23 protein-coding genes are annotated in these 25740 nt (G+C 62.4%); 11 read left to right on the forward strand and 12 right to left on the reverse strand.

Going from position 1 to position 25740, the window contains the following annotated elements:
- Window positions 1-151: 151 nt before the first annotated feature.
- From ptsN to kdsD, 8 genes are all read right to left on the reverse strand, one after another.
- Window positions 152-607: a PTS IIA-like nitrogen regulatory protein PtsN gene (gene ptsN, locus NCR93_RS01650; protein ID WP_008351691.1), complete on the reverse strand. Its 456-nt coding sequence runs from the start codon at window positions 605-607 to the stop codon at window positions 152-154.
- 414 nt (window positions 608-1021) lie between these two features.
- The gene (gene hpf / locus NCR93_RS01655; protein WP_008351690.1) at window positions 1022-1381 is read right to left on the reverse strand and encodes a ribosome hibernation-promoting factor, HPF/YfiA family; all 360 of its coding nucleotides are present in this window, start codon (window positions 1379-1381) and stop codon (window positions 1022-1024) included.
- A gap of 184 nt (window positions 1382-1565) precedes the next feature.
- Complete coding sequence (locus NCR93_RS01660) at window positions 1566-3083, reverse strand: RNA polymerase factor sigma-54 (protein WP_034470542.1); 1518 nt, start codon at window positions 3081-3083, stop codon at window positions 1566-1568.
- A 153-nt stretch (window positions 3084-3236) separates the two neighbouring features.
- On the reverse strand, window positions 3237-4004 hold the full coding sequence (gene lptB / locus NCR93_RS01665; RefSeq protein WP_085955336.1) for an LPS export ABC transporter ATP-binding protein: 768 nt from the start codon (window positions 4002-4004) through the stop codon (window positions 3237-3239).
- 11 nt (window positions 4005-4015) lie between these two features.
- Window positions 4016-4702 (reverse strand): lipopolysaccharide transport periplasmic protein LptA, encoded by a 687-nt coding sequence (lptA, locus tag NCR93_RS01670; protein WP_033536543.1) that lies wholly within the window; start codon window positions 4700-4702, stop codon window positions 4016-4018.
- A 30-nt stretch (window positions 4703-4732) separates the two neighbouring features.
- Window positions 4733-5335: an LPS export ABC transporter periplasmic protein LptC gene (gene lptC, locus NCR93_RS01675; RefSeq protein WP_008351682.1), complete on the reverse strand. Its 603-nt coding sequence runs from the start codon at window positions 5333-5335 to the stop codon at window positions 4733-4735.
- Between the two features lie 4 nt (window positions 5336-5339).
- Window positions 5340-5879, reverse strand: a complete 540-nt coding sequence (locus tag NCR93_RS01680) for a KdsC family phosphatase (RefSeq protein WP_034470545.1) — start codon at window positions 5877-5879, stop codon at window positions 5340-5342.
- Window positions 5879-6862 carry an arabinose 5-phosphate isomerase KdsD gene (gene kdsD / locus NCR93_RS01685; RefSeq protein ID WP_008351678.1) on the reverse strand — a complete coding sequence of 328 codons (984 nt, stop codon included), beginning with the start codon at window positions 6860-6862 and terminating at the stop codon, window positions 5879-5881. Before kdsD ends, NCR93_RS01680 begins: the two co-directional genes overlap by 1 nt.
- Window positions 6863-7022: 160 nt before the next feature.
- On the opposite strand from kdsD, the gene NCR93_RS01690 reads away from it, so the two are divergent.
- The 5 genes from NCR93_RS01690 to purU are packed head-to-tail and all read left to right on the forward strand — an operon-like array spanning window position 7023 to window position 12004.
- Window positions 7023-9020, forward strand: coding sequence for a monovalent cation:proton antiporter family protein (locus NCR93_RS01690; protein WP_008351676.1), 1998 nt, complete (start codon window positions 7023-7025; stop codon window positions 9018-9020).
- A 60-nt stretch (window positions 9021-9080) separates the two neighbouring features.
- Window positions 9081-9647 carry an adenine phosphoribosyltransferase gene (locus tag NCR93_RS01695; RefSeq protein WP_008351675.1) on the forward strand — a complete coding sequence of 189 codons (567 nt, stop codon included), beginning with the start codon at window positions 9081-9083 and terminating at the stop codon, window positions 9645-9647.
- A 1-nt stretch (window position 9648) separates the two neighbouring features.
- The gene (locus NCR93_RS01700) at window positions 9649-10263 is read left to right on the forward strand and encodes a LysE family translocator (protein ID WP_008351673.1); all 615 of its coding nucleotides are present in this window, start codon (window positions 9649-9651) and stop codon (window positions 10261-10263) included.
- A 3-nt stretch (window positions 10264-10266) separates the two neighbouring features.
- A complete protein-coding gene (locus tag NCR93_RS01705; protein ID WP_008351671.1) occupies window positions 10267-11112 on the forward strand; it encodes an NUDIX hydrolase in 846 nt (281 codons plus the stop codon).
- A gap of 22 nt (window positions 11113-11134) precedes the next feature.
- Entirely contained in the window at window positions 11135-12004 is an 870-nt protein-coding gene (gene purU, locus NCR93_RS01710; protein WP_008351670.1) for a formyltetrahydrofolate deformylase, read from the forward strand.
- 52 nt (window positions 12005-12056) lie between these two features.
- On the opposite strand, the gene NCR93_RS01715 is transcribed toward purU, so the two are convergent.
- Both NCR93_RS01715 and uvrA read right to left on the reverse strand, forming a co-directional pair.
- A complete protein-coding gene (locus NCR93_RS01715; protein WP_008351668.1) occupies window positions 12057-13148 on the reverse strand; it encodes an AI-2E family transporter in 1092 nt (363 codons plus the stop codon).
- A gap of 112 nt (window positions 13149-13260) precedes the next feature.
- On the reverse strand, window positions 13261-16134 hold the full coding sequence (gene uvrA / locus NCR93_RS01720; protein WP_175979777.1) for an excinuclease ABC subunit UvrA: 2874 nt from the start codon (window positions 16132-16134) through the stop codon (window positions 13261-13263).
- 342 nt (window positions 16135-16476) lie between these two features.
- Between uvrA and NCR93_RS01725 the strand changes: the two genes are divergently transcribed.
- The 5 genes from NCR93_RS01725 to NCR93_RS01745 all read left to right on the forward strand — a co-directional run bounded on the left by NCR93_RS01725 (window position 16477) and on the right by NCR93_RS01745 (window position 20935).
- Window positions 16477-17679 (forward strand): MFS transporter, encoded by a 1203-nt coding sequence (locus NCR93_RS01725; RefSeq protein WP_075583486.1) that lies wholly within the window; start codon window positions 16477-16479, stop codon window positions 17677-17679.
- Between the two features lie 118 nt (window positions 17680-17797).
- A complete protein-coding gene (locus NCR93_RS01730; protein WP_175979779.1) occupies window positions 17798-18331 on the forward strand; it encodes a single-stranded DNA-binding protein in 534 nt (177 codons plus the stop codon).
- A gap of 440 nt (window positions 18332-18771) precedes the next feature.
- A complete protein-coding gene (locus tag NCR93_RS01735) occupies window positions 18772-19419 on the forward strand; it encodes a response regulator (RefSeq protein WP_034470552.1) in 648 nt (215 codons plus the stop codon).
- A 125-nt stretch (window positions 19420-19544) separates the two neighbouring features.
- Window positions 19545-20225: a response regulator gene (locus NCR93_RS01740; protein ID WP_033536541.1), complete on the forward strand. Its 681-nt coding sequence runs from the start codon at window positions 19545-19547 to the stop codon at window positions 20223-20225.
- Window positions 20226-20284: 59 nt separating this feature from the next.
- Window positions 20285-20935 carry a response regulator gene (locus NCR93_RS01745; RefSeq protein ID WP_008351659.1) on the forward strand — a complete coding sequence of 217 codons (651 nt, stop codon included), beginning with the start codon at window positions 20285-20287 and terminating at the stop codon, window positions 20933-20935.
- A 134-nt stretch (window positions 20936-21069) separates the two neighbouring features.
- Here the strand turns inward: NCR93_RS01745 and NCR93_RS01750 are convergent, their stop codons facing one another.
- Complete coding sequence (locus NCR93_RS01750) at window positions 21070-21237, reverse strand: hypothetical protein (protein ID WP_250433626.1); 168 nt, start codon at window positions 21235-21237, stop codon at window positions 21070-21072.
- 90 nt (window positions 21238-21327) lie between these two features.
- Between NCR93_RS01750 and NCR93_RS01755 the strand changes: the two genes are divergently transcribed.
- Complete coding sequence (locus tag NCR93_RS01755) at window positions 21328-24486, forward strand: ATP-binding protein (protein WP_250532143.1); 3159 nt, start codon at window positions 21328-21330, stop codon at window positions 24484-24486.
- A 12-nt stretch (window positions 24487-24498) separates the two neighbouring features.
- On the opposite strand, the gene NCR93_RS01760 is transcribed toward NCR93_RS01755, so the two are convergent.
- Window positions 24499-25434 carry a LysR family transcriptional regulator gene (locus tag NCR93_RS01760; protein ID WP_008351657.1) on the reverse strand — a complete coding sequence of 312 codons (936 nt, stop codon included), beginning with the start codon at window positions 25432-25434 and terminating at the stop codon, window positions 24499-24501.
- Window positions 25435-25740 lie beyond the last annotated feature (306 nt).

A 25740-nucleotide genomic window follows, 5' to 3' on the forward strand; every position in this document is an offset into this window, starting at 1 on the left:
CGGGAGCAGCCTTTGCGTCACGACGAAGCGGGTCGCTTCGATACGCTGCATGGCGCTGCGTTTGACCGATTGTGCCCCAGAAGCCTTGCGTAAGCGAGGCGCGCCCGGCGCGGAGGCGGCACGGACGCGCAACGCTATGTTCGGGTGGCTATTACGGTTGCCATTGCGTGAGCACCTGATAGAGCGCGTCACGATCTTCTTCCTTGTGCAGACGCTCGCGCGCCTCGGTGTCGGAGAGCAGTTGGGCGATCTCCGACAGAATTTCAAGATGCTGCTGCGTCGCCTGTTCGGGCACAAGCAGGAAGATGAGCAGAGAGACCGGCTGGCCGTCGGGGGATTCGAACGCGACGGGTTCGGCGAGACGCACGAAGGCGGCGAGCGGTTGCTTCAGCCCCTTGATGCGGCCGTGCGGAATGGCGACGCCTTCGCCGAGGCCGGTCGAGCCGAGGCGCTCACGCGCGAAGAGATTGTCGGTGACGGTGCTGCGAGCGATGCCGTTCTGGTTCTCGAAAATCAGGCCCGCTTGCTCGAATACGCGTTTCTTGCTGGTAACGGACAGTCCGAGAACCACGTTCTCGATGGGAAGAAATTTGGCTAAACGATTCATGTTGGCAGGCGAAAGCGTGGCCTGATAGCTCCTCATCGTGGCCGCTGTCTGAAAGCGCTCACGGCGATGGTGAAACGGAAAGTGCGCTGGCGGCGTTGCCTGCAGCGTGCCTGTCGTGCGACCCCGAAAATTACCGGACCATTATAGAACAGGGCACTGCCCGATGGTGCGCCGCGCAATGGCACGGTTTTCAATTCAATGTGCAGGACAAAGCCCTGAAAATCAATGGCTTGTATCACCTAGCGGCAGAAATCCAACAAAAAAGCCGCCAGTCGGGGCGGCTTCGGTTCGGTGCATGCGCCGATCCATCGTTTCCGGATATTCGAGGACTCCCTCCAATCAGTCCCGCCGTCCTGTGGCGGCGGGTTTTGCTGTCATCCGGCGATCAGACTTCGTGCATGCCGTGCTTCATGCTCACGGCGACGGCGCTTCCATCTCATGCGACTCGCCGCGGTACTTCACGGACTCATGGGCGTGGCCCTGGATCTTGTCCTTGTGCTTGATGACCTGCCGATCCAGCTTGTCGACCATCAGGTCGATGGCCGCGTACATATCAGCGTCACAACTCTCGATGAAAATGTCCTTGCCCTTCAGGTGCAGGTTGATTTCCGCCTTCTGCCTCTTTTCCTTTTCCCTATGATTGTCGACCGAGAGGACCACGTTGCCGTCGATCACTTGATCGAAATGACGGAGCACCCTGTCCAGTTTCGTGATCACATACTCGCGCAACGCAGGCGTCAATTCGAGGTGGTGTCCACTGATCTTCAGATTCATAGTTGCTCTCCAAGCTAATGGCCGCTAGGCCACGTCGGCTCGTCCGATACCGGTCGGCAATGTGTCCCGCCGGCGCGTCATCCTGGCGCGCTTGACAAACGGGGCGCATCGGCCGGCACGTCCGCGCTTTCGCGTTGCGGCCGGTAAACGCCCATCGCAACACGCGATGGACTACAGAGACGGGTCATAGAGACTTGCGCAGATTCACTGCCGGGATCTTGAGGGCTTCGCGGTACTTGGCTACGGTGCGCCGCGCTACCACGAATCCTTGTTCCGCCAGCAGTTCGGCGATGCGGCTGTCTGAAAGAGGAGTTTTGGGGTCTTCCGCTCCTATCAGTTGCTTGATGAGGGCCCGGATCGCCGTTGACGATGCCGCGCCTCCTGTGTCGGTCGAAACGTGCGATCCAAAGAAGTACTTAAATTCAAGCGTCCCGAATGGGGTGAGCATGTACTTGCCTGTGGTCACACGAGAAACCGTCGACTCGTGTAAACCCAGCGTATCAGCAATCTCCCGCAAAACCAAGGGGCGCATGGCGATTTCGCCATGTGCAAAAAAGTTCTTCTGACGCTCGACAATTGCCTGCGCGACACGCAGGATCGTCTCAAACCTCTGCTGAATGTTCTTGATGAGCCAGCGCGCTTCCTGAAGCTGCTGACGCAACGAACCGCTGCCCGGATCGCCGCGATTGTTGCGCAGGATGTTCGCGTACAAATGGTTGATGCGCAGCTTCGGCACGATCTCCGGGTTGAGTTCAGCCGTCCAGCCGCCCGACGTCTTGCGCACGAGAATGTCCGGAACGACGTAGTCTGCTTCGCTCTTGCCATACGCCGCGCCCGGAAACGGCTCCAGCGACTTGATGAGCAAATGTGCGTCCCGGAGGGCGTCGTCGCTTGCCTTCAACTGTTTGCGCAGGCGCGTGAAGTCGCGCGCGGCGAGCAATTCCAGATGATTCGTGACGATCTCGAGCGCAAGCGTGCGCGTTGGCGAGCCATCGAGCCGCAGCAACTGCAGCTTCAAGCATTCCGATGCCGAGCGTCCGCCCACGCCGGGCGGATCGAAACTCTGCAGCAACGCGAGTGCCGCGCTCAGTTCGTCGAGATCGACTTCGAGTTCTTCGGGAAGATCGGTTTGGACTTCGTCGAGCGATGCCGTGAGATACCCGTCCTCGTCCAGCGACTCGATCAGAAACGTGACGAGCGCCCGATCGCGCTGATTCGCCGCGGTCATGCGCAACTGCGCCGTCAGATGGTCGCGCAGCGTCGTGGTCGATTCGTGGATTTGCAGCGGCGGCAGATCGTCGTCGTCGGAAGCGTTGTTAGAACGGCCGTAGTCTTCCAGATTCCATGAACTCGAGTCCTGACCGCTGTCCGAGCCCAGGCCGTTGTACTCGTCGACGCCTTGCGGCTCGCTGTTTTCCGAACGCTCGGAACTGGAACTGCTCGACGTGGAGCCGTTGCTCATCATCGAATCGGGCGGCGCGCTCGATGTGGCCGGCGCCGCGATCAGCGAACCGTCCGCGGCGACGCGCAAAGGGCTCGCAATCCAGTCGTCGTCGTTCTCGAGCAGCGGATTCTGAGCGATGGCCATCGCGACTTCCTGCTGCAGTTCGAGCGTCGACAACTGCAGCAGCCGGATCGACTGCTGAAGTTGCGGGGTCAGCGCAAGATGCTGCGAGAGGCGGAGTTGGAGGCTGGCTTTCATGGCAAAGTTTTAATCATTGTAGAGAGTTTGCCACGCGCGCGAAACCTCGCGGGGATTCCAAAAAAGCGCATGCCGCCCACGGGGGCGGCACGTAAGTTTTGCAACTTTCGCATGATGCGGCGCACTATCAATGCGGCCTTTGCGACGGTGCGCTCACATGCGGAAATGCTCGCCGAGATAGACGCGGCGCACGCTTTCGTTCTCGATGATTTCGCTCGGCGCGCCCGCCGCGAGCACGGTGCCGTCGCTGATGATGTACGCGTGATCGCAGATGCCGAGCGTCTCGCGCACGTTATGGTCGGTAATCAAAACGCCGATGTTGCGCTGCTTCAGAAACTTCACGATTTTCTGGATTTCCAGCACCGCGATAGGATCGACGCCCGCGAAGGGTTCGTCGAGCAGGATGAAGCTCGGGTTGGTCGCGAGCGCCCGCGCGATCTCGACGCGACGGCGCTCTCCGCCCGACAGCGACAGCGCCGGATTCTCGCGAAGATGCGCGATCTGCAACTCGTCGAGCAAGGCTTCGGCGCGCTGTGTTATCGCGTCTTTTGACAGGCGTTTGCCCGACGCATCGGTTTGCAGTTCCAGCACCGCGCGGATGTTCTGCTCGACGGTGAGCTTGCGAAACACCGATGCTTCCTGCGGCAGATACGACAGGCCGAGGTGCGCGCGCTGGTGGATGGGCAGAAGGCTGATCGAGTTGCCGTCGAGATCGATTTCGCCGGCATCGAGCGGCACGAGGCCGACGATCATATAGAACGACGTGGTCTTGCCCGCGCCGTTAGGGCCGAGCAACCCGACCACTTCGCCGCTCTTCACATCGAGCGACACGTCCTTCACCACGGTGCGCGAGCCGTAACGCTTCTTCAGATTGCGGACGACGAGCGAACTCGACTCGCCTTCCGGCTTACGGTGGGGCATGGCGGGCGAATTCACTGCTGCGGCGTTCCTTGAATGGTATTCGACGGAGAAAGCGTGGCAGGCGAACCGTTCAGCGGCGCGGCGCCGCCTGAACGCGGCGCGAGCATCGCGCGCACGCGGCCGCTCGGATTGCCGGGTCCGGCCTGGTCCTTGCCCGCGCTTGCCGTGTAGAAGTCCTTCTGGCCGTCATAGGTGATCACGCTGCCGTGCACTTCGTCCTGCACGGTCGTCAGGCCTTGCAGGCGGCGCACGACGGCGCGCGTAGTGAGCTTCGTGAAGTCGTTCTTGCCGTCGTAATCGATTCGCACCGCGTTGCCGTCGATGTACTCGTTCAGACCGTCACGCTTCTGGCGGAAATACGAGAGATTGTTGCCGGTAGACGTGCCGGTCGCGTACTGATAACCCTGCGGGTCTTGCGTCACCTCGACGCGGTCGGCCTTGATCACGATCGTGCCTTTCGTCGCGACTACGTGACCGGTGAAGATGTTCTTCTGATTGAGATCGTCGTACGACATGTTGTCCGCTTCGATGTTGAGCGGTTTGTCGCGGTCGGCCTTTTCGGCGTGCGCCGGCAGCGCGGCCAGCGCGACCGCGATGGTCAGGGCGGCAGCGAGCCCGGCCCGCACGGCGTGCGTGGCACGGCGCGCGAGCATTGCGCGCGCAGGGCCGCCATCGGGACGAGGGAACCTTTCGTTCATGCAGTCACAATTCGGATGGGAGTGCCGGGATTACTTGGACGAACCGCCGTTGATATCCGTGGCTGCGATCGCGCCGCGCACGTTACCGAACAGCTTCATCACCCGGGTCACGTTGTTGTAGTTCATGCCAGAGGCCGTCATCACCGACGGGCCGCGCTGAAGTCTAACCGGTTTTTCCGTTTCGATGACATCGTCGTTCACCAGCACGCGAAAATGCTGGGAATCCGCCTGCATCTGCGGATCTCCGTAACCGGCCGCGCGCACGATGCGCGCGTCGTCGTAGAGATCGACGATCGAGACGTCGCCATTGACCGTGCCGCGCTGGGCCGTCGCCGTGACGGTCGGCTTCATCGGCTGGAACATTCGCATCGCGGGCAGCGTGAGCTCGCTGATCTCGTCGTCTTCGTAATGCACCATCGACTTCGCCGTCAGACGATATTGCGTCGTGCCGGTGGCGTCGAGTTCGGAAACCGAAAAGTTGTTGGCGAAGTAGTCGGGCGTGTGGCGCTTCTCGGGCGCGGGCGCCTGCTGTGCTGGAGGCAGCGTGGCCTGCAGCAGCCAGTAGGTGATGCCGGCCAGCGCCGCCACCGCGAGAAGCGGCAGGAGCGAGGCGAGCTTTCCGGGGCGCGGCATGGCCTCAGCCTCCGAGCGCTGCGGCGAGCAGTTCGTCGTAGCGATGTTGCGCGCGCAGGATCGCGTCGCAGACTTCGCGCACGGCGCCGTGGCCGCCGCGCGCTTCCGCGACCCAGTGCACGCGCTGAATTACTTCGGGATGCGCGTTCGCGGGCGCGGCCGCAAAGCCGCAGCGGCGCATCACCGCGAGATCCGGCCAGTCGTCGCCCATGTAGCCGCATTCGTCGGCCGGGATGCCGGTGGCTTCGAGAAGTTCGGCGAGCGCGACGGTTTTATCGCCGACGCCCTGATAGAGATGCGTGATGCCCAGCTCGCGCGCGCGCGCCGCGACGATGCCCGATTGCCGTCCCGTGATGATCGCCGTCTGCACGCCGACCGACTGCAGCATCTTCACGCCGTGGCCGTCGAGCGAATTGAACGACTTCATCGCGTCGCCTTCGGCGGTGAAATAGAGACTGCCGTCGGTGAAAACGCCGTCGACGTCGAACACCATCAGCTTCAGACGGCTCGCGCGTTCGGCGGCGGTGAGAGGCTTCTGCGCCATCAGATTACCTTCTTGGAGAAGAGGTCGTGCATGTTCAGTGCGCCGATCAGCGTCGCATCGGCGTCCACGACCAGCATCTGATTGATGCGAAAGCGCTCCATCAGTTCCACGGCTTCGACCGCGAGATGATCCGGCGCAATCGTGCGCGGATTACGGGTCATGACATCGGCGAGTTTCAACGCGCGGAAATCGCCGTCGCGCTGCAGGATGCGGCGCAGGTCGCCATCGGTGAAAATGCCGTGGACGTGACGATTTTCGTCGATGACCGCGGTCATGCCCATGCGCTTGTCGGTGATCTGGAAGAGCGCGTCCGCAACGGTTGCGTCGAGCGAAACGACCGGCACTTCGTCGCCTACGCGCATCACGTCGCGCACATAGGTGAGCAGGCGCCGCCCGAGCGCGCCGCCCGGATGCGAGCGCGCGAAGTCGTCGGGACCGAAGCCGCGCGCGTCGAGCACGGCTACGGCGAGCGCATCGCCGAGCGCCATGGCGGCGGTCGTGCTGGCCGTCGGCGCGAGATTCATCGGACACGCTTCCTTTTCGACGCGTGCATTCAGATGCATGTCCGCCAGTTGCGCGAGACTCGATTCGGGACGGCCGGTGATCGCGATCAGCTTTGCCCCAAGCCGCTTGATGAGCGGCAGAATGGCGACGAGCTCCTCGGTTTCGCCCGAGTTCGACAGCGCGATGAAGATGTCGTCGGCGGTGACCATGCCGAGGTCGCCGTGGCTCGCTTCGGCCGGATGCACGAAGAACGCCGGCGTGCCGGTGGAGGCGAGCGTCGCGGCGAACTTGCGCGCGACGTGGCCCGACTTGCCGATGCCCGAGACGACCACGCGGCCGCGGCAGCCGAGCAGCGTTTCGACCGCGTTCGTGAAGTTGTCGTCGAGGAGTTCGGAGAGCCCGCGAACGGCGTCGGCTTCGATCTGAATTACGTTGCGAGCCAGCGCCAGCGCCCGGTCGCCATTGATTTTCGCTATCATGCGCGGAGTATAGCAAAGGCGATTCCGGGCCGCCCCGTACGGAGCCCGGTGCGCCGCCGTCTATCCGCCCCCGCAAGCCCTGTCGTCAGGGGCCTTTTTAAGATGCCGGAGCGCCCGATTCACGCGCCTCGGAACGCTGACGAACGAGGACGCTAGTCGGATGCCGATTTCTCCGCTCGAAATGACGCTGTTGCTGCTGCTCTGCTCCGTGGCAGGCGTCGTCGTATTTCGCTATTTCAACCTCCCGCCGATGCTCGGCTATTTGACGGTCGGCATCATCGTCGGGCCGCACGCGGCGGGCATCGCGCCGGACACCGACCGCGCGCAGCATCTCGCCGAATTCGGCGTCGTGTTCCTGATGTTCTCCATCGGGCTCGAGTTTTCGCTCTCGAAGCTGCGCTCGATGCGGCGCATCGTGTTCGGACTCGGCGCGAGCCAGGTCGGTGCGACCATCGCGCTCGCGATGATCTTCGGCTGGATCGCCAATTTCTGGATCGGCATGTCGTGGCAGGCGAGCTTCGCGCTCGGCGGCGCGATGTCCATGTCCTCGACCGCCATCGTCAGCAAGCTGCTCGCCGAGCGGCTCGAGCTCGAATCCGAGCACGGCCGCAACATCTTCGGCGTGCTGCTGTTTCAGGATCTGGCGGTCGTGCCGCTGCTCATCATCATCGCGGCGTTCGGCAACGGCCAGTCGTCGCAGCTCGCGATGTGGCTCGGCATCGCCGCGGTGAAGATCGTCATCGCGTTGACGGTGCTGCTTTTCATCGGCCAGAAGTTCATGACGCGCTGGTTCGACCTCGTCGCGCGGCGCCGCTCGCAAGAGCTGTTCATGCTGAACCTGCTGCTCGTGACGCTGGGCGCGGCGTTCATCACCGACAAGTTCGGTCTGTCGCTTGCGCTCGGCGCGTTCATCGCGGGCATGCTGATCGCGGAGACGCCGTATCGGCATCAGGTGGAAGAGGACATCAAGCCTTTCCGCGACGTGCTGCTCGGTCTGTTCTTCGTGACGACCGGCATGCTGCTGAATCCGCGCGTGATCTGGGAGCATCCGTTTCTCGTGCTCGGCTTTTTCGTCGTGCCGATCCTGCTCAAGGCGGTGATGATCACCGGTCTCGCGCGCGCCTTCGGTGCGACGCCGGGCGTCGCGATGCGTACGGGCCTCGGTCTCGCGCAGGCGGGCGAGTTCGGCTTCGTGCTGCTGAATCTGATTCTGGATTCGCATCTCGTCGATTCCACGATCCTGCAAGCCATTCTTTCCGCGATGCTGCTCTCGATGCTCGCCGCCCCGTTCATCATCCAGAACGCGGACCGGATCGTGCTGCGGCTCTCGTCGACGGAATGGATGCTGCAATCGCTGCAAATGACGAAAATCGCGACGCAGAGCCTGAAGCAGAGCGGCCACGTCATCATCTGCGGATACGGCCGCGCCGGACAGAACCTCGCGCGCATGCTGGAGCAAGAGGGCATTTCGTATGTCGCGCTCGATCTCGACCCGGATCGCGTGGCGGCGGCAGCGGCGGCGGGCGAATCGGTCGTGTTCGGCGATGCCGGGCGGCGCGAGTCGCTGCTCGCGGCGGGCCTGCATCGCGCGGCGACGGTCGCGATCACGTACGCGAACACGCCGTCCGCGATGCGCGTGCTGCACAACATCCACGAACTCGCGCCGACTTTGCCGGTGATCGTGCGCACCGTCGACGACGCCGATCTCGAAAAGCTCACCGCGGCGGGCGCGACGGAAGTGATTCCGGAGATCGTCGAGGGCAGCCTGATGCTCGCATCGCACACGCTCGTCCTGATGGGCGTGCCGATGCGCCGCGTCGTGCGGCGCGTCGAGGAAATGCGCGATGCGCGCTACAGCCTGCTGCGCGGCTATTTCCACGGCGCCGACGACGTCGACGACGACGATGGCCACGAGCAGGTCCGGCTACAATCCGTACCCATCGACGCAAATTCCGAAGCCGTCGGGCATTCGCTCGACGATCTCGGACTCGTCGGCAACGGTGTCGAAGTGACCGCGATCCGGCGCCACGGCATCCGGGGCGTCGCACCGGACCCCGAAACCAAGCTGCGCGCGAACGATATCGTCGTGCTGCGCGGCCTGCCCGAAGTGCTGGCGCAAGCCGAGGAACGGCTCTCGCGCAATCGCCGGGCAGCCTAGCTTCCCTCTTTTGTCACCAAGGCGAACGCGCGGCCTCACGGCGCGGACTCCGGAGAAGTCATGTCCATTACCCCCTCGCACGCCCAGCTCGACGCCGCGCGTTTCATCAAGGAGCGCGTGCGCACCGTCGATAACTGGCCGCAGCCCGGCGTGCAGTTCCGCGATATCACGACCATCCTGCAAGACCGCAAGGCGCTGCGCATGCTGATCGACCTGTTCGTGCAGCGCTATATCGACGAAAACGTGAACGTGATCGCCGGCATGGACGCGCGCGGCTTCATCATCGGGCCGATTCTCGCGTACGAGCTGAGCCTCGGTTTCGTGCCGATCCGCAAGAAGGGCAAGCTGCCGTACAAGACGCTCGAACAGTCGTACGAGCTGGAATACGGCCGCGCGACCGTCGAGATTCACGAGGATGCGTGCAAGCCGGGCGACCGCGTCGTGATCGTCGACGATCTCGTCGCGACCGGCGGCACCATGATGGCCGGCAAGATCCTGCTGGAGCGGCTCGGCGCGCAAGTAGTCGAGGCGGCGGCGATCATCGATCTGCCGGATCTCGGCGGCTCGAAACTGCTGCGCGAAAATGGCGTGCCGCTTTATACCGTGTGCGAATTCGCCGGACATTGACATGCCCAACTTTCTGCTCTTTCTCGCGGCTTCCGTCGCGATCACCGTCGCGCCGGGGCCGGACAATCTTCAGGTGCTCGCCCGCGGCATTTCGCAAGGACGGCTCGCGGGCGTGGTCGCGGCGTGCGGGTTCGCATTCGGCGTGATCTTCCATACGACGCTCGCGGCGCTCGGGGTTGCAGCACTGCTGCGTTCGTCGCCGATGGCGTTTCAGGCGGTGAAACTGGCGGGCGCGGCGTATCTCGTGTGGATCGGCATCAAGGCGCTGCGCAGCCACGGCCTCGCGACCGCGCACGCGCGCCCGAGCCAGCCGCTTACGACCGTGTTCCGCCAGAGCGTGATCGGCAACATGTTGAATCCGAAAGTGACGCTGTTCTTCATCGTGTTCCTGCCGCAGTTCGTCGATCCGCACGGCGCGCAAAGCGTGATGCTGCAGATGTTCGAACTCGGCGCGCTCTTCATGCTGCAGACGGTCGTCGTGTTTTCGCTTTTCGGCATCGGCGCGGGAATGATCGGCGCGTGGCTGAAGCGCCGTCCGCGCGTGGGCGTGTGGCTCGACCGGCTCGCGGGTGTCACGTTCATCGCGCTCGGCATTCGCGTCGCGCTCAAGGACTGAGAGATGCCGCTCGCTTCGATCGTTGCCGCACGCCGCTTCGACGCCGCCGCGCACCTACCGTTCTTTATCGGCGATGAACGCGTCGGCTGGATTCGCCGATCCGACGTCGACGCGCTGCGCCGCTGGCCGGACGTCTTCGTGATCGACGCCGCTTCGGTTCGCCTGCACGCAGCGCTCGCCGATGTGAACGCGCGCAGCGCCGCGCTCGGCGCGGTCATCGGCGCGCTTTTCGCCGAAGGCAAGATTCCCGGTTGGCGCGACGAAACCTACGCGATCCGCAACGGCTTCGACGCCGCGCCGCTCGCGTTCATCGAGCGTGCGGCGTCGCGCTTCTTCGGCACGATGACCTACGCGGTGCATCTGAACGGCATCGTAAAATACCGGGATAAGGCACCGCAGTTGTGGATCGCGCGCCGCAGCGACACCAAGGCGACCGATCCCGGCATGCTCGACAACGTCGTCGCGGGCGGCATCGGCTGGGGTTTCGCACTCATGCCGACGCTCGTGAAGGAATGCTGGGAAGAGGCGGGCATGAGCGCCGAACTCGCTTCGACGGCGACGCCCGGCCGCACGTTTCATGTGCTTCAGTCGCTTCCGGAAGGCACGCAGGCCGAGCAGATCTTCGTGTACGACGTCTCCCTGCCGCCCGATTTCGCGCCGCACAATCAGGACGGCGAAGTCGGCGAGCATCGCCTTGCGCGCATCGAGGACGTCGCGCGCTGGATCGAAGAGGGCAAGCTCACCGTCGATGCGAGTCTCGCGACGCTCGATTGCATGCTGCGTCATCAGTGGATCGACGAAGACGCGTGCGAAGGCATCGACGCGCTGTTCGAAGCGCCGCAAATTTGAAAGAACCGAACGAGGAAAGGTCATGTCGACCGAACATAGTTTTTATCTGAAGTTGTCGTGCCCGGACCGGCCGGGAATCGTGCATGCCGTGTCGGGCTTCCTGTTCAATCTCGGCGCCAATATCCTCGATTCCGCGCAGTTCGGCGACAGCCGCACCGGCGAGTTCTTCATGCGCGTGCATTTCCAGCAAGTCGGCGGCGATCCGGGCCTCGACGCGCTGCGCAAGTCGTTCAGCGATCTCGCCGATGAATTCGGCATGCGCTGGGAACTGCACGACGCATCGGTCAAGCCGCGCGTCGTCATCATGGTGTCGAAGATTGGCCATTGCCTGAACGATCTGCTGTTCCGCTATCGCACCGGGCAATTGCAGATCGAGATTCCGGCGATCATCTCGAATCACAAGGATTTTTATCAGCTCGCGGCGAGCTATGACATCCCGTTCCATCATCTTCCGCTGCTCAACGCGACGTCCGAAGCGAAGGCCGCGCAGGAAGCGCGCGTGATGGAAATCGTCGATCAGCACGACACCGATCTCGTCGTGCTCGCGCGCTACATGCAGATTCTGTCGCCGGATTTGTGCGCGAAGCTGTCGGGACGCGCGATCAACATTCATCACTCGTTCCTGCCGAGCTTCAAGGGCGCGAAGCCGTACTATCAGGCGTTCGATCGCGGCGTGAAGCTGATCGGCGCGACCGCGCACTACGTCACGTCCGATCTCGACGAAGGCCCGATCATCGAGCAGGAAGTGGAGCGCGTCGATCACAACATGACGCCGGATCAACTGACGGCGATCGGCCGCGACGTCGAATGCGTGACGCTCGCGCGCGCGGTGAAGTGGCATGCCGAGCATCGCATTCTGCTCAACGGACACAAGACGGTCGTGTTCCGCTAGATCGCGCTTTCGGAAAGACAAAGCCCGCCGGTTCAGGCGGGCTTTTTTACGCTCAGACGAGCCGCAGATAAATCAGCTCGCGCTTGATATATCCGTAGAAAATCGGCGCGGCGATGACGCCGGGAATGCCGAACGCGGCTTCCATTGCGAGCATCGCGAGTAGCAGTTCCCACGCGCGCGCCTCGATCTGCCCGCCGATGATGCGCGCGTTCAGGAAGTATTCGAGCTTGTGGATCAGGATCAGGAACGCGAGCGACGCGACCGCCGTGCCGAACGACACCGACAGCGAAATGCCGACGATGATCGTGTTCGAAATGAGATTGCCGATCACCGGCAGCAGCCCGACGATGAACGTGACGAGCACGAGCGTTTTCGAAAGCGGCAGCCGTTCGTGAAAGAGCGGCAGTGCGACGAGAAGATACAGCGCGGTGAAGACTGCGTTGATCGCTGAAATCTTGATTTGCGCGAACACGATGCGGCGGAAGGCATCGGAGAAGCGCGACACGCGCGCGACGAGCGCGGTGGAAAGCGGCAGCCGATGGTGCGTCGCCCGCGGCGCGCTCACCGCGATAATCGCGCCGACGATCATGCCGATTACGATATGACCGAAGCCGCGCGCCATTTCCTTGCCGCCTTGCTGGAGCATCTCGGCGTGCTTGTGCATCAGCTCGGTGGCTTTGTCCTTCATCTGCACGGTGTCCACGGGCAGGTAATTCGCGAGCCAGTCGGGCACGGACAGCCGCGCGCTCGACGTGATGCTCATCAGCTGATCGAGCAATTTCTGGACGCTCGGGAAGTCGCGCTCGAAATGTTCGATGGTGGCGATGGTCGCGCCCGTCAGCCCGCCGACGATGATCGCCGAAATCAGCCCGACCGCGATGAGACGCGCGCCCCGGCTGACCACATGCCGCTCGATCAGCGGCGCGATCATGTGCGTAAGCTGAAAAACCAGCATGCCGGCGAGCAGGCCGCCGAGCAATTGCAGCCTGAGCGTGAGATACAGCGCCAGCAGCGCAAGGACGTAGCTGCCGATCTCGACCGCCGACAGCTTCGGCAAGCTCATGTCGCTCGTCAGCCTGACGTGGCGCGTGGGCAGGTCCCGTACACGCGCTTCCTCGTTGGCCGCTTCGTTGCGCTTCGCCATGACTGCGTTCCTTTTCCCCTGCTGCGTACGACGGTTATTCGTGCCGCGGCGCGCGCGGCGCATTTCGACGGTCCGGCTGACAGCGCTTCGGCAGCCAGACCGGCGCCGTGAATCAGGCCGCCGATTTGGCTCGTTGCAACAAGGGTGCCAGATATCTGCCGGTAAAGCTCGCCTTCGACTTCGCAACCTGCTCCGGCGTCCCCTGGGCGATGATCTGCCCGCCGCCGGCGCCGCCTTCCGGACCGAGATCGATGACCCAGTCGGCGGTTTTGATTACGTCGAGATTATGCTCGATGATTACGACAGTATTACCCTGATCGCGCAATCGATGAATCACTTCGAGCAAAAGCGCGATGTCGTGGAAGTGCAAACCGGTCGTCGGCTCGTCGAGGATATATAGCGTCCGACCGGTATCGCGCTTGCTCAGTTCCAGCGAAAGCTTGACGCGCTGGGCCTCGCCGCCCGATAGCGTCGTCGCGGACTGGCCGAGCCGGATATAGCCGAGACCGACGTCGAGCAGCGTTTTCAGCTTGCGCGCCACCACCGGCACCGCCTTGAAGAACTCATGCGCGGCCTCGACCGTCAGGTCCAGCACTTCGCTGATGTTCTTGCCCTTGTACTGGACTTCCAGCGTCTCGCGGTTGTAGCGCTTGCCGTGACACACGTCGCAGGGCACGTAGACATCCGGCAAAAAGTGCATTTCTACCTTCAGAACGCCGTCGCCCTGACAGGCTTCGCAGCGGCCGCCCTTCACGTTGAACGAGAAGCGGCCGGGGTCGTAGCCGCGCTCCTTCGCCGCCGGCACACCTGCGAACAGTTCGCGGATGGGCGTGAACAGTCCGGTGTAAGTGGCCGGATTGCTGCGCGGCGTGCGGCCGATCGGCGACTGATCGACGGCGATCACTTTGTCGAAGTGTTCGAGACCTTCGATCGACTCGTACGGTGCGGGCTCCGTCGCCGAGCCGTACAGATGCTGCGCGACCGCGTGCTGCAGCGTGTCGTTGATGAGCGTCGACTTGCCCGAGCCGGACACGCCCGTCACGCAGGTCAGAAGTCCGACGGGCAAATCGAGCGTCACGCGCTTCAGATTGTTGCCGTACGCCTCGACGATGCGCAGCATGCGCTCGTCCGGCGCGGTGCGCTCGGCGGGATAGCTGATCGTGCGCTTGCCGGACAGATACTGCCCGGTAATGGAATTCCCGTCCTTTTGCACCTGCACCGGCGTGCCTTGCGCGACGATCACGCCGCCGTGCTCGCCCGCGCCCGGTCCCATGTCGACGACGTAATCGGCCATGCGGATCATGTCCTCATCGTGCTCGACGACGATCACCGAATTGCCGATATCGCGCAGATGCTTGAGCGTGTCGATCAGCCGGTCGTTGTCGCGCTGATGCAGGCCGATCGACGGCTCGTCGAGCACGTACATCACGCCCGTAAGGCCGGAGCCGATCTGCGACGCGAGCCGGATGCGCTGCGCCTCGCCGCCGGAAAGCGTCTCCGCGCTGCGTTCCAGCGACAGATAATCCAGCCCGACGTTGTTCAGAAACGAGAGCCGCGCGACGATTTCCTTGATGACCTTGTCGGCGATTTCGCCCTTCGCGCCCTCCAGACGCAGCGTCTGGAAATAGCCGAGCGCATCGCGTAGCGGCCAGCCGCTGATTTCATAGATGCCGCGCGCCTGTTCTTCTGCGCCGACTTTCACGAAGCGCGCTTCGCGCCGCAGACGCGTGCCTTCGCACGCCGGGCACGGCTGATTGTTCTGGTATTTCGCGAGTTCTTCGCGCACCGCCGCCGAATCGGTCTCGCGATAGCGCCGCTCCAGATTCGGGATGATGCCTTCGAACGCATGCTCGCGGACCGACGCGCGCCCGCGCTCGTTAATGTACGAAAACGGAATCGCCTGCTTGCCCGAGCCGTACAGAAGAATCTTGCGCACTTTCTCGGGCAGATCCTCGAACGGCGCGTCGATTTCGAATTCGTAGAATGCCGCGAGGCTCTGCAGCATCTGGAAATAGAACTGATTGCGCCGGTCCCAGCCCTTTACCGCGCCCGCCGCGAGCGACAGCGACGGATGCGCGACCACGCGCTTCGGATCGAAGAACGTGATCTGTCCGAGACCGTCGCATTCCGGGCACGCGCCCATCGGATTATTGAACGAGAAAAGACGCGGCTCCAGTTCCGGCAGCGAATACGAGCAGATCGGGCACGCGAATTTCGAGCTGAAGAGCTTCTCCTTTTCGGTGTCCATTTCGAGCGCGATCGCGCGGCCGTCGGCGAGACGCAGCGCGGTTTCGAACGATTCCGCGAGGCGCTGCTTCATGTCCGGCCGCACTTTGAGACGGTCGATCACGACGTCGATCGTGTGCTTGTCGTTCTTCTTGAGCTTCGGCAGCGAATCGACTTCGTAGATTTTCGCGACGCCTTCGTTCGCCGTGCCGCCGCCCGAGCGGATGCGAAAGCGGATGAAACCCTGCGCCTGCATTTCCTCGAACAGCTCGACGTGCTCGCCCTTGCGATCCGCGACGACCGGCGCGAGGATCATCAGCTTGGTTTCTTCAGGCAGCGCGAGTGCGGCGTCGACCATTTGCGAGACGCTTTGCGCCTCCAGCGGAATCAGATGATCCGGGCAATACGGCGTGCCGACGCGCGCGTACAAAAGACGCAGGTAATCGTGAATTTCAGTGACGGTGCCGACCGTCGAGCGTGGATTGTGCGACGTGGCCTTCTGCTCGATCGAAATGGCCGGCGACAAACCTTCGATCAGATCGACGTCCGGCTTTTCCATCAGCTGCAAAAATTGCCGCGCATACGCCGAGAGGCTTTCCACGTAACGGCGCTGGCCTTCCGCATAGAGCGTGTCGAACGCGAGCGACGACTTGCCCGACCCCGACAGCCCCGTGATCACGATCAACTTATGGCGCGGCAAGTCGAGATTGACGTTCTTCAGATTGTGGGTGCGAGCCCCACGAATACGAATTTCTTCCACGAGTTCGTTCCGGCGTTTTTCGGGTGCTTTCGGATGTTTTCAGCGGCGCTTTCATCTGTCCGGACGGGCCACGAAGCCATTGCCGGGCGGAAAGAGAGGGGGCCAAACCTGCTACTATAACGACTTTTAAAGGGCGCAGCGCCCGAGCCCAAGGGCCGGATGCGCGTCGATCGGCCGGCGCGGGGACTTGCCGGCCAAGTACGGGAGAGCGCCGACGCATCGAGCGGCGCGCTTTTAGCCGTGCGATTCCATATAGTGCCGTTTCGAGCAAGAACAAGGCGGCCGCGCCTGGCTGCGCCGCAGGCCAGGCCAGACGCGACCCTCATCCTTTTCCCGTTTCTGATGTCCAATCCGTCTGCCACGTCCACACGTCTGTCTGCGCCGGAGTTGCGCGCGACCGTGTCGCTCGCTGCCATCTTCGCGCTGCGCATGCTCGGTCTTTTCATGATCATGCCGGTGTTTTCGGTGTACGCGAAAACCATCCCCGGCGGCGACAACGTGCTGCTCGTCGGCATTGCGCTTGGCGCCTACGGCGTCACGCAGTCGATGCTCTACATCTTCTACGGCTGGATTTCCGACAAGCTCGGGCGCAAGCCGGTCATCGCGTTCGGCTTGCTCGTCTTCGCGGTGGGCAGCTTCGTCGCGGCCGCCGGGCATTCGATGACGTGGATCATCGCCGGGCGCGTGATCCAGGGCATGGGCGCCGTTTCGTCCGCGGTGATCGCGTTCATTGCCGATCTCACGCACGAGGAAAACCGCACGAAGGCGATGGCGATGGTCGGCGGCAGCATCGGCGTGTCGTTCGCGGTGGCGATCGTCGGCGCGCCGATCGTGTTCCACTGGGTCGGCATGAGCGGGCTTTTCACGGTGATCGGCGTCCTGTCGATCCTCGCGGTGGGCGTGGTGTTCTGGATCGTGCCCGATCCGCCCGCGCATCCGGTTCACGTCAAGGCGCCGTTCGCGGAAGTGCTGCACAACGTCGAGTTGTTGCGCTTGAACTTCGGCGTGCTCGTGCTCCACGCGACGCAGACCGCGCTTTTCCTCGTCGTGCCGCGCATTCTGGTGGACGGCGGGTTGCCGGTCGCATCGCACTGGAAGATTTACCTGCCCGTGATGGCGCTCGCGTTCGTGCTCATGGTGCCGGCCATCATCGCCGCCGAGAAACGTGGAAAAATGAAGAGCGTGATGCTGAGTGCGATCGGGCTTATCCTGATCGGCCAGTTGTTATTGGGCGCGGCTCCCCATACGCTGTGGTCCGTGGCAGCCATTCTGTTCGTGTACTTTCTCGGCTTCAACGTGCTGGAGGCGTCGCAGCCGTCTCTGGTGTCGAAGCTTGCGCCGGGCACGAGAAAGGGCGCGGCGGCGGGCGTGTACAACACGACGCAGTCGATCGGCCTTGCCCTCGGCGGGGTGATCGGCGGCTGGCTGCTGAAGCTCGACGGGCCGAGCGCGGTTTTCTTCGCGTGTTCGGCGCTGGTGTTGGCGTGGCTCATCGTCGCTGCATGGATGAAGCCGCCACCGCGCAGAACAGAGCGCGCGGCCTGAGAGAAATTGGAATCATCGAATCGAGCCGACAGGGTGCAACCGAATCCACGTCTGAAGACGAGATCGGTCCAATCGCATCTTTCGGCTGACAGTTAGCAAGGAATCTACCGGAGAAATCATGGCATCAGTCAACAAGGTCATTCTCGTGGGCAATCTGGGCGCCGACCCGGAAACCCGCTACCTCCCGAGCGGCGACGCCGTGGCCAATATTCGTCTCGCGACGACGGACCGTTACAAGGACAAGGCCTCCGGCGAATTCAAGGAACTCACGGAGTGGCATCGCGTGGCGTTCTTCGGCCGGCTCGCCGAAATCGTCAACGAATATCTGAAGAAGGGCTCGTCGGTTTACATCGAAGGGCGTATTCGCACGCGCAAATGGACCGATCAATCGGGCCAGGAGCGCTATTCGACCGAAATCGTCGCGGATCAGATGCAGATGCTCGGCGGTCGCGGCGGCGCCGGTGCCGGCGATGATGGCGGCTACAGCCGCAGCGCGCCGATGGATCGTTCGGGCGGCGGTGGCGGCGGCGGCGGCGGACGCGCGCCCGCAGGCGGTCGTGCGAGCGGCGGCTCAGCAGGCGGCGGTTCCAGCCGCCCGAGCGCGCCGGCAGGCGGCGGCTTCGACGACATGGACGACGATATCCCGTTCTAAAGAATCACCGGCAATTCGCGCATCGGAAGATGGGCCTCTGGCTGAAACAGCCTGAGGCCCATTTTTTTTTGAGTCGGCGAGGCGCTTCCTGATTGCGGTGTGATCTATTGCTCGCGCCGGAGCCTATTAAGCGCTCGGCGCCTGATAGTCGCGCTCGTACGCCATCAAGTGCACACCAACTATTCCGCAGTCTAATCGGATTTATCCTATGGCCTGCAAATTGGTCACATTCTATTTTTGAGGCGATTATCCGAGAAAATAAACGCAATCTTTATTTGCTTGTCGTCATCTAATTGAGGTTTTTGAAGGTTTGCGGTTTATGTGTTTCTGGTAAACGCGAATCGGAAAGCCGTGCTTAATCGTGCCGCGTGGATTAATCCGTTGCGCGCTGTTGCAGCCCACAAGCATTTTCACCGAGACCAAGAATAACCGGGGGCCCCTTGAAGCTTCGAATAGTACTGGCTGACGATCATCCTTTCGTTCTCCTTGGGATGAAGGCCATCTTCGCCGCCGCAGACGGATTAGAGGTCGTCGGCGAGGCAAATAATGCGAGCACTTTGTTGGCAGAACTCGCGGTCAAGCCGTGCGATGTGCTGGTCACGGACTTCGCCATGCCCGAGCCGGGAGCGGATGCAAATGACGGTCTCCGTCTCATTCGCAAGGTGCGCCAGGATTTCCCCGACCTCTGCATCGTCGTGCTCACAAGCGTGAGCAACGTCGCGATTTTGCGCTCCATCCTGAATGCCGGCGCGATGAGCCTCGTCAACAAGGCCGAACCCATCGAACTCGTGGTGACGGCCGTGCGGCATGCGAGCGTCGGACGCCGTTTCGTGAGCGCCTCGTTTGTCGCGGCGCTTGCGGAAGCGGGCACGGAGACCGAATTTTCGCCGGAGGAGCCGCGCCTGTCCGTGCGAGAGATCGAAGTCGTCCGCCTGTTTGCCAAAGGCCATTCGATTACCGAAATAGCAAAAGAACTCGATCGCGATGTTCGCACGATCAGCCGTCAGAAACGTGATGCGATGAATAAGCTAGGCGTAAGAAACGATCCCGGGTTATTCGCGTTTGTGCGCGCACGCGGATTAGGATGAGTTTTTGGCGCACTGAAATGGTTTCGGATGCATCTTATGTATCTAAATTTTTCGATGCCGGATGATCGACCTTCTCTTTTTTGGATGTGAATTCTGGTCCGCAGGACTAGAAGGGGTTTGAGGCAATGGAGTTCTGGAACGGGAACCAGGTGTTCTCGCACGCTAAACGGATAAGGCTCGCAATAGCGGATGATCATCCTCTCGTCATCCTCGCCGTCGAGCGACTCGCTGGGAATTTTCCCAATGTAGAGGTGGTAAGTCGTCACGCTAATTCGACCCAACTCGAAGAGTCGCTTGCTCGCGGCGAGTGCGACGTCGTCGTCATCGACTATTTCATGCCGGGCGGACGTTACGGCGACGGCGTCGAGCTGATTCAGCATGTGGCGAACCAGTATCCGGAGGTCAGGATCGTCGTCATGTCGCGCAGCGGCGACGCCGCGCTCGTCAAGCAGGCGCTGGAAGCGGGAGCCCACGCGTTTCTAAGCAAGGAAGACCGGCTTGAGCTGATCTACGTCGCGATTGTTTCGGTCATCGCCAATGAAACCTATCTTGGGCCCGCAATACGCCGCACGCTCGCGCTCGCGGATTCCGAAAGCCACGCGCGTTTCATTCGTCAGCGGCTCACGAGCCGCGAACTGGAAGTGATCGAGCGCTATGCACGCGGCGCGAATGTCACCGAGATCGCGAAGGAACTCGATCGCAGCGTGAAGACGATCAGCGCCCAAAAATGCGCGGCCATGCGAAAGCTCGATTTATCGACAGACGCGGATTTGTATCGATTTATCGCGGACAGTGGCTTGATCTAGACGCATCGCATAGCGCGCACGCCGCGCAAGCCCTGAGGCCAGCAAGAACGCATAACAGAATGAGAACAAGAACGCCGAAACGCGCCATCGTTGCGGATGACCATCCGGTCGTCATCAAGGGTATTCAAACCCTGCTCGAGCGAGATGGCGCGGTGCGCGTGGTCGCCACCGCGTGCGACACGCTGGAACTTGCCGAAGCAATCGATACCACGCCGTGTGACTTCATCTTCTCCGACATCGGTATGCGCGGTATCGACGGGGAAAGCAGCTCGATCACCTTTCTCAGGCGTCTGACCTGGCAGGAAAAGCGGCCGAAGATCATCGTGCTCACGATGATCTGCCAAACGCGAATGCTGGCCGGGCTCGTTCAGCTCGGCGTAGACGGCGTGATCGACAAGCGCGACGGACTCGAATGCCTGCACGACGCGATATCCGTCGCTGAAGCCGGCGGCTGTTTCCTCTCCCCAACCGTGGAGGCGGCCGTGCGCCATTTGCCTGCGACATCGCCGGCGCGCGTGGGCGTACTGAGCCGACGCGAATGGGAGGTCTTCCAGCTCTACGCTCGCGGTCTTCTGGTCCATGAGATCGCTGAGCACTTCGGACGAAGCCGCAAGACGATCGCGACGCAGAAGCGTGCCGGCATGCGCAAGCTGGGACTCGATAGCGAGGAGGAGCTGGTCGCCTACTTTCAGCAAGTCGGCCTGGTCTGAAGTGGTGTAGCCGTCGCCGATGCCCGGTTTAGGAGCAAATTGGGACGGTTCTGATTCGATCCTGATACGCAGCGGCTCAGACTCAAGACATTTGCACTCGACAGGCAAGCACGAAGCGCGGCGACTCGTAGCGGTCAAAAGCCGTGAATCGGCGTCATCGAGATCTTGCTCAGACGGCGCAGCAACGGTCCTTGCCGCGCCGGCCCGCATCCGAAGGATTCGAATTGAGATTTCTGTTCGCGCGTTGTTTGCTCCTTTTCAGCCTGATCGCGCCATCGTTCGGCAATGCGGCCGACCCGCATGCCTACGCTTCCCAGCCGACTTCTGGACTTCGAAAAAATACAAACGACGCAACGGCCAGCGTCCAACTCGATGAGCCCGAGCGCGGTTATTTGCGCACGCTGAATCCGATCGCCGTCGGCTTGATAGAAGCGTCACGCGGTCGTCCGGATCAGCCGCTTCAGCCGCCGGAAGTCGCGCTCGCCAAAATCGAACAGTCCCTCGGCGTCACGTTCGAGCCGAAGCGATTCAACGACTGGCCCACGGCCGCATCGGCGTTTCAACGCGGCGAAATCGAAATGATCGTCGCACCGAGCCCGCCCGGAACCTTGAACTACGCGATGCATTCCGAGTTGCAGCCGCTCGACCTGTTGATCAAGCGGGCGTTCAGGCAAGCCGAGACGCAAGCCGTCGCCAGGCAGGCGGCATCCGCGACCACGCATATCTCCGCGTTGCGCTTGCTGCCTGCGCTCATCGGCATCGCAGCCGTCTTGTTCGTGACGCTGCGCGCTTTCGTCCGATTGCAGCAGGAAATGGGACGGCGCATGGAGACCGAGCAGCGTCTGGCTACGCAACTCAGTTTCCAGCAGACCATGATGGAGGTGGTGCCGTATCCCCTCGTCGCGAAGGACATGCAGAATCGCTACATCGCGGTGAATCGTGCCTTCGAAGAAGCGCTCGGCGTTCGACGCGGAGACGTTCTCGGACGCACGAGCGTCGAAGTCACGGCGTGGGGAGACGCGCACAGCCGCGTGCTTCACGAGTTGACCAGCACGACGCTCAAAACGGGTCAACGTCAGGAAGTCGAAGCGGAATTTGCCGACAACAGCAATCACTCGCGCTGCGGGCTTTTCTGGACGGGCGCGTTCAATGCGTCGAACGGGGAGCGAGCGGGCGTCGTCGGCACGATGATCGACATCACCGATATTCGCGACGCCGAAACGCGCGCGCGGCAAACCGAGCGGCGTCTTCACGACGTGACGCGATCGCTGCCGGCGGTCGTGTTCCAGTTGCGCCGCGCGAGCGACGGCACGTACAGCCTTCCTTATATCGATGGCGATACGCGTCAGTTGCTCGGTCTGGACGTCGCCGCTCTGGCCGACGATCCGATTCACGCGCTGACGCACGTCCACGACGAAGACAGCGCCCGGCTTCTCGCGGAAATCGAAACTTCGGCGCGGACACTCGAGCCGCTGCACACCGAGTTTCGTTCGACGGTGGAAGGCGTGCACCGCTGGATTCGCGCGGATCTCGTCGCGCACCGCGAAGACGACGGCGCCGTGGTCTGGAGCGGCTATTGGGCCGACGCGAGTGTCGAGCACGCCCGCGCCGACGAACTCGCCCGCGCGCGCGACGCCGCCGAAGCCGCATCGCGCGCGAAGGACGACTTCCTCGCGATGATGAGTCATGAAATCCGTACGCCGATGAACGGCGTGCTCGGGCTCGTCGAAGTGCTCGAAAATACGCGTCTGAACCCCGACCAGTCGCAAATGCTCGGCATGATTCAGGATTCGGCGAGCGCGCTCCTGCAGATTCTGGACGATCTCCTCGACTATTCGAAGATCGAGGCCGGCAGGCTGACGATCGAGTCCACGCCGATCGATTTGCGCGAACTCGTCGATAGTGCGGTGGGCCTGCTCGCCGCAAGAGCGCACGAAAAGGGCCTGCGCGTGCGCGTCGACGTGGCGCCCGAAGTGGCCGCGGCGGTCAGGGGCGACAGCGTGCGGCTCAGGCAGGTTCTCTTCAATCTGATGAGCAACGCGATCAAGTTCACGATCAAGGGCGATGTCGCGCTGCACGTTCGCGCGGTCGAGCACACCGAGTCGGCGCAGGTGATCGAACTGTGCGTGAAAGACACGGGCATCGGGATCGCTCCGGACGCGCAGCGAAGCCTCTTCGAGCCGTTCGTGCAAGCTGAAACCTCCACGACGCGGCGCTTCGGCGGCACCGGGCTCGGCCTGACGATCTGCAATCGTCTCGTCGCGCTGATGGGCGGCGCGATGAGCCTTGAAAGCGCGCTGGGCGTCGGCACGGCAATGACCGTTCGTCTCACGATGCCCGTCGAGACCTTGCATTATCAGATCGACGGATTGCGCGGCAAGCGAGGCATCGTGGCGATCGACGACGATCGCGTCGCGGCGGCCCTCGTGCACTATGGCGAGGCGCTTGGTCTGCAATTGCTGCGCTACACGCCCGACGAACTCGCGCGATCAGAACACGAGTTGCTCGAAGACATCGAGATCGTCTTTCTGAGCGATACGCACAAGCACGCTTCGCCATCCGCTTCGCGTGTGATCCACGTAACCGAAAAGCCGAAGCCGACGGGATACCGCATTCTCGAAGACGACATCCGCGTGAGCGTCAATCCGATTTCGTGGCACGGCCTCGGCGCGGCCTGCGTCGCCGCATTGACAGGCATGCCGCAGGTCGTATCGGGCGTCACGCATTCGCACGAAGCGAAGATGGTGGCGCCCGACCGGGAAGACGCGCTGCGCAGCGGCAGGCTCGTGCTCGTCGCCGAAGATCATCCGGTGAATCAGGAGCTGATTCGAAATCAGCTTACCCTGCTGGGTTTCGCGTGCGATGTCGTGCACGACGGCGCCGAGGCATACGCTGCCCTCGCTGACACCCGATACGGATTCCTGATTACCGATTGCCACATGCCGAACATGACGGGCTACGAACTGGCTCGACGCATCCGTTCGGATGAAGCCGGCGCGTCGCGTCGCTTGCCGATCCTCGGCGTCACGGCGAGCACGGCGCCCGACGAATTGCGCAAGTGCCGTGAGGCGGGCATGGACCACTGTCTCGTGAAGCCGACCCGGCTCGCTACCTTGCGGGAGCATCTGAACCGATGGTGGATCACGAATGATCCTGCGCCCGAAGCCGTTACACATTCCGCTCAGGGAACCGATGTGCCGGCCCGCGACGATGACGAACTCGATCTGAGCGCCATGGCGCAACTATGGGGCAGCGAAGCGACCGTCAAGGCATTGCTGGATGCGTTCGTGTCGTCGTTCCGCGAGGATCTCGTGGCGCTTCGGCAATTGCTCGATCGCGGCACGGTCGATGATCTGCGGGACTGGCATCATCGCGTCGTCGGGGCGGCGAGCGTGTTGCAGTATCGGCCGCTGCTCGGCGCGCTGGAGGAGTTTCGTCGCGATCTGCATGTGAAATCGCGCGACGTGCGCCGTCGCGAGGGACTTGCGTTGATCGCGCGATGCGAGCAGCTCGTGGACCGTATCCACGCGCAAGGCGCCGCAATTCTCTGACCGGGCGCTTTCTTATTCCGTAGGTGTGCAGGGACTCGCATCGGCGAGTTCGCCATCGCGGAAATAGGCGAGCGCGAAATCGACGAACGCGCGTGTCTTGGCCGAAACGTGCCGGCGTCCGGGGTAGACGATGGACACTTCCTTGTCAGCGTCCTTGAGCGTATGGCCGGGCAGCAGTCGCACGAGCGAACCCACCTCGATATCCTGCGCCACGTAGCTCTCCGGGAGCACCGCGATTCCCATTCCGGAAAGCGCCGCCTGCCGCAGCATGTGCGAACTGTTCACGCTGTATGCCGGATCGAGTTCGACGCTTTCCGTCTCTCCCGACGGTCCGATGAAGGACCACGTCGATCCATGGATATCCGAAGACGGCGCGAGAAACTCATGTGACGCCAGCGATGCCGGCCCGACGGGCGCGCGGCGTTGCGCCAGATAAGCCGGTGCGGCGACGAGCACCGCCGCGACTCTCACCAACGGGCGGTTGATCAGCATGCCGCTGTTCACGAGATGCGGCACGACGATGCCGACGTCGAAGCCCTCCGCGACGAGATCGACCGGACGATGCAGCAGCGTCAAGCGCAACTTCACGTTCGGGTATCGCTCGCGGAATCCGCGCAGCATTGGCGTGAGTCCGAGCAATGAGAATGATGCCGACGCGACGAGCTTGAGCGTGCCCGAAGGGTCGACCGAACTGTTCCCCACTGACGCTTCGATCGTCTCGATCTGTTCGATCACTGCACGGCAGCCGTCCGCATAGGCGCGACCGGCCTCGGTTAGCGACACGCTGCGCGTCGTGCGGTTCAGCAAGCGCGTGTTGAGATGCGCCTCGAGCAACGAGACGTAGCGCGTTATCACGGCGTTGGATAGATCGAGCGCGTTGGCGGCACGGCCGAACGATTCGGTTTCCGCCACTTTCAGGAAGACGCGCATCGCCTGGAGTTGATTCATTGAGCGATCGATGTGAGAAGCGCATTTCGAACGCTTCGAGTATGCCGATAAATGCCGGCGGCTAAAGCGCGGCCTCGCGTGCGCGATGTTAGAGCGCGATGACAAGCTGGGGAATCGGAGTGTTCTGATCGGAGACGAATGTCTCAATGTGACCACTGTGGCATGAACGCAACTCGTGTCCATAGGCGCGTTCGCACGGCGCTAATCGGATGACGCGTAAGTCCATGCGGCCTAAGCGTTAACCCATCCCGAAATTGAACTTTTCGAATTATTCGAAAAGGTTTTTGTGATTCCTTTGGCGGTTTC

It is taken from the genome of Caballeronia sp. ATUFL_F1_KS39 (assembly GCF_023630985.1).
Taxonomy (GTDB): domain Bacteria; phylum Pseudomonadota; class Gammaproteobacteria; order Burkholderiales; family Burkholderiaceae; genus Caballeronia; species Caballeronia zhejiangensis.